Consider the following 3,926-nt stretch of genomic DNA (forward strand, 5'->3'; position numbering starts at 1 on the left):
GCAGGTCTTGCTTTGGCGTTTCGGGCGCGTCCAGTGCTTCGGTTCCCTCTGCGGCTTCATAGAGATAGAGCGGAAAACATTGCGAGCCAGCTATGAAATGGAAGTTCGGCACGTCGCTGGAAATCAAACAGCTAAACCCCGCCGTTTCTCCTAGCCCAGTCAGACAAATCACCAAATTCTCCGCCGCCGCATCCGGAAAAATCCGCGGCATCAGGAAGACGTATTCGTTAAACCTACGGTTGAAATACAGCCATTGCTTGGTAAAAGGCCGGTACAGGCTGGGGATCAGACTGGCGGCTTCAAATATGAATTGCCGTCCTTTGCTCAATTCCGCCTTGAGCGAACGCGTCCAACTGATTTGCGCGGAATCGGTGTCGATGAAACCGTCCACCAGGGCATCACGCGCTTTCTTGTCCAGATGGCCGTGTGCCTGCTGGAAGCGCGCTGACTCTGCGTTGTAGAAGTCGATCATGCGCGCCATGTTGGCGCTCACGGCTGACTTGGAAGCGTTGTAGCACCATGCGTCGCGAGCTGTCAGAACCCCCTGCGAATAGTTTTCAACCCAGATTGTCCATTAGCCACTCTGCAGTCCATGAATGACAGGCGGGGCCGAGGCGTTGGCCCAGAGTCCTGCGAACCAGGCGCGTTTTCGGCGGGGAACGGACAGCATCAGTTTGTTCTGGCTGGCGTCCTGGTGCCAGGAGCCGCCGACGGCCAACACCAGGCCATGCAGCGTAGAGAGCGTGTGCTGAATTCGACAGCGCAGCACCGCCTGACGAAACAGGCTCATCAGGTTGTAGGCCAGCATGGCAAAGCCCAGCGCGGCTTCGGTGGCCCAGAAGTCCCGCATGTTGAAGGCATCCAGGCCAAAGTCGGCCTTCAGTTCCTTGATCCGGTTCTCGCAGTCGGCCCGGCCCCGGTAGGTGCGCCAGACTTCCACCATCGGCAGGTCGAGCGTGGTCACAAAGGCACCATAGCGCCAGCCCTGGATGTGCGGATCGTGCGCAAACAGCGACAGCGTCTTGCCTGGGGCCGTCTTGCGCTTGACCGATTGGCGCACGACGATCAGCCGTCGCTCGATGTCCCAACCGGTCGCCTGATAACGCAACTCGGTCAGTTCCAGCCCGGCTTCCAGTGCCCACCAGCCGGTGGCTTGGTAGATCGTGCGTTGCAGCGGCTGGGTCAGTCGGGCCGCGATGATGTAGGGGATACGCTTGCCCTCCAGGGCAGCCAGGATGGCCTCGTCGAAGAAACCGCTGTCGGCGCGCAGCAAACCGACCGTCTTGTCGCCCAGATGGTGCAGGGTCGATTCGAGAAATCGCAGGATGTTGTTGGCGCTGTGCGCCGTACCCGGCCGCAGCCAGAAGTTGGCCACCATGCGCGCTTCGGCAACAAAGGCCAACAGCGGGTGATGACTGGCCCGACCCTGCCGGTTAGGGTTGTAGCCACGCGCTGCGCCTTCCTGCGCTCCGTTGCGGGTGATGACCGTGGAGTCGATGTCCAGCGTCACCTGCTTCAAGGCGCTGATCTTGCCGAAAAACCAGCGATAGACCTCGGCCTGTACCCGTTCGTTGGTGAGCATGTCAAAGCGGGCGAACAGCCGCATGATGGCCTTGTGACCGGCAGCCTTCGTCCAGCCAAACAGACGCACCAGCGTGCTGTCCATGCGCACTGTTTCGGCGTGCGCAAACCGGCAGGCGCCGCACCAGATGGAGACGATGAACTGCTCGATCAGTTGCAGCGGGGCGTAGCCCCGGTTCGACTTCGGTTCCGGCAACCCCCACCCAGCAGACGCCTGCCGCAACCCCAGGCTGTCAAGCATCTGCTTGAACAGGGCCAGGCCACCCCAGGCTGTGACCTCCCGGTTGCTGAAACTGACCGCAAAACCTTCTCCCTGTAGCACCGAACCGGCCATGATCATCACCTATCCAATTGATCCACAAAGGCTTTCTCTAATGGTATCCATTAGAACCAACCTCGCCCCAGCGTCGGAGCGAAGGCTCACGGCTTGCCTCAACTTCACGAAAAATGGCTAATGGACAATCTGGGTTGAATATAACCTGAATCCGTGAGCAAGGCGGCTGTAAAAGTTGCGTAAGTTGTTGAAATTAATCGTTCTTTATCGTAAAATGCCTGGATTATTTCGTCATCCTGCGGGTGGCTTTTCCGGGGTGTCCAATGGGTTTTGGTTTTCAAATCAAACAGCTTGACTACGACCTGACTCCCGTCGCCGGTTTGGCCTTGGTCGGACATCAGTTGCAACGGTTGCAGGGGATGTTCAAGCGCCTTGACCGTGAGCATCCCGCCCCAGGCGGCGTGCGCTGCAGTGACATCGTGCGCAGCTACGTGGGGTTGCTGGCCCAAGGCAAGAGCGACTTCGATGCCATCGAAGCCTTCCGTGGGGATCGCTTCTTCAAGCAAGCGCTGGGCATGGCTGGCGTGCCGTCTTCGCCCACACTGCGCCAGCGTCTGGATGCCAAGGCGGCCTCTTGGTTCGACTGGGCCTTTGACGCCAACAGCGCCTTGTTGCGCTCGGCTCAGCCGGACTATGGCGTGCTGCCTTGCGGCTGGCTGCCGCTGGACGTGGACACCTTCGCCATGGACAACTCCGGCACGGTCAAGGACGGCGTGAGCCGCACCTATGCAGGGGTGGATGGTTACTGTCCGCTGGCGGCCTATCTGGGTGCGCATGGGTTCTGCCTGGAGTTGGCCCTGCGTCCGGGCGCGCAACATTCGGCCAGCGAGACCACCTACAACATCGAGCGCGTCGTTCCTCTGGCGCAGCAGTTGTCGGCAGCCGGCCCCAAGGCCCCCATTCTGATGCGTCTGGACGCTGGGTTTGACTCCAGCGCGCTGATGACCGACATCGAACGCTGCAATGCACCGGGGCGGCCCCAGGTGGACTTCCTGATCAAGTGGAATCCACGCACCACCGACCTGCAGGCGTTGCTGCGCCAGCGCGCAGCCGAGCCTGCGGTGCTGTGGCACCAGCCCCGCGAGGGCAAGCGCTGGACGGTGTGGGAGATCCGGGTCCAAGTGCCTGGCATCGAGCGCGCGGTGCGCCGCGTCCTGCGCCTGACCGAGCGCACCATCGATGCAAGAGGCCAGCAGTTGCTGGTCCCCGACATGCAACTCGACGGCTGGACCACCAGTCTGCCTGAGACCTTCAGCGCTGCGACCCTCATCGCCCTGTATGCCGACCACGGCACGCATGAGCAGTTCCATGCGGAGTTCAAGACCGACATGGATCTGGAGCGCCTGCCATCGGGCAAGTTCGACACGAACTATCTGGTGTGCCAATTCGCGGCCCTGACGATGAACATCCTGCGTCTGCTCGGCCAGCAAGGCTTGCTGGGGCCGCTGGCTCCGATCCGACACGCGGCCCGGCGCCGACGCATGAAGACTGTGATGCAGGAACTGATCTACCGCGCCGGGCGTGTCATCGAACATGCCGGGCGATGCTGGCTTGGACTGGGCGCCAATGACCGGGCGGCGCCGGCCTTCATGCACTTGCATGCGCAGTTTGCCTCCAGCGGTTGACTCGGCGAAACCACCCCCTTCACCTGCGATCAGCGCCGGGCCCATAGCGGCGGCGGGATGGCGGTTGCGCGCGGCGCGACGCCAACAGCAAACAACGCGTGCAACAACCGTCCTGAGACCCGAAAAACAAGCCCAGCCCAGGGCATGGCGGGGCAATCTCGGCAACTCCTGGAGAAATGACGGCTGCGACACGACAAATCTGCTTGGACGGGTTATCAGGATCACGGATTCAGGCCAATCCAAAGCCACAACCTGGCGGGCCTTGAGGGCCTGCGCCTGCTCCTCGATCCAAGACAGGAAGTCCTGCTCATAGAGGTTTGGTGTGTGTTCTAGTTGCCTTGCTGTTGCCATGGCATGCCTCCAGTCGGCATGAGGTTCTGCATGGA

At 61.2% G+C, this 3,926-nt stretch carries 3 protein-coding genes and 1 pseudogene; 1 reads left to right on the forward strand and 3 read right to left on the reverse strand.

Features of this window, described 5'->3' with window-relative positions; genetic code table 11:
* Nucleotides 1-568: type ISP restriction/modification enzyme (locus Q0C48_RS00005; protein WP_366936963.1), on the reverse strand; the 568-nt coding region annotated here is incomplete at its 3' end.
* 6 nt (nucleotides 569-574) lie between these two features.
* Nucleotides 575-1,915 (reverse strand): IS1380 family transposase, encoded by a 1,341-nt coding sequence (locus Q0C48_RS00010; RefSeq protein ID WP_291520394.1) that lies wholly within the window; start codon nucleotides 1,913-1,915, stop codon nucleotides 575-577.
* 263 nt (nucleotides 1,916-2,178) lie between these two features.
* Here Q0C48_RS00010 and Q0C48_RS00015 point away from each other — a divergent pair, with 263 nt between their 5' ends.
* Nucleotides 2,179-3,540: an IS1380 family transposase gene (locus Q0C48_RS00015; protein ID WP_291520396.1), complete on the forward strand. Its 1,362-nt coding sequence runs from the start codon at nucleotides 2,179-2,181 to the stop codon at nucleotides 3,538-3,540.
* 243 nt (nucleotides 3,541-3,783) lie between these two features.
* Here Q0C48_RS00015 and Q0C48_RS00020 read toward each other — a convergent pair.
* A pseudogene (locus tag Q0C48_RS00020) lies at nucleotides 3,784-3,891 on the reverse strand (DUF29 family protein); the annotation flags it as partial.
* Nucleotides 3,892-3,926: the final 35 nt, after the last annotated feature.

Source organism: Acidithiobacillus sp., from assembly GCF_023255755.1.
Lineage (GTDB): Bacteria > Pseudomonadota > Gammaproteobacteria > Acidithiobacillales > Acidithiobacillaceae > Acidithiobacillus.

What these genes read in the sequence shown, in the direction of transcription:
- Q0C48_RS00010 (WP_291520394.1), bottom strand. Translation starts at nt 1,915, where the DNA reads ATGGCCGGTTCGGTGCTACAGGGAGAAGGTTTTGCGGTCAGTTTCAGC.
- Q0C48_RS00015 (WP_291520396.1), top strand. Translation starts at nt 2,179, where the DNA reads ATGGGTTTTGGTTTTCAAATCAAACAGCTTGACTACGACCTGACTCCC.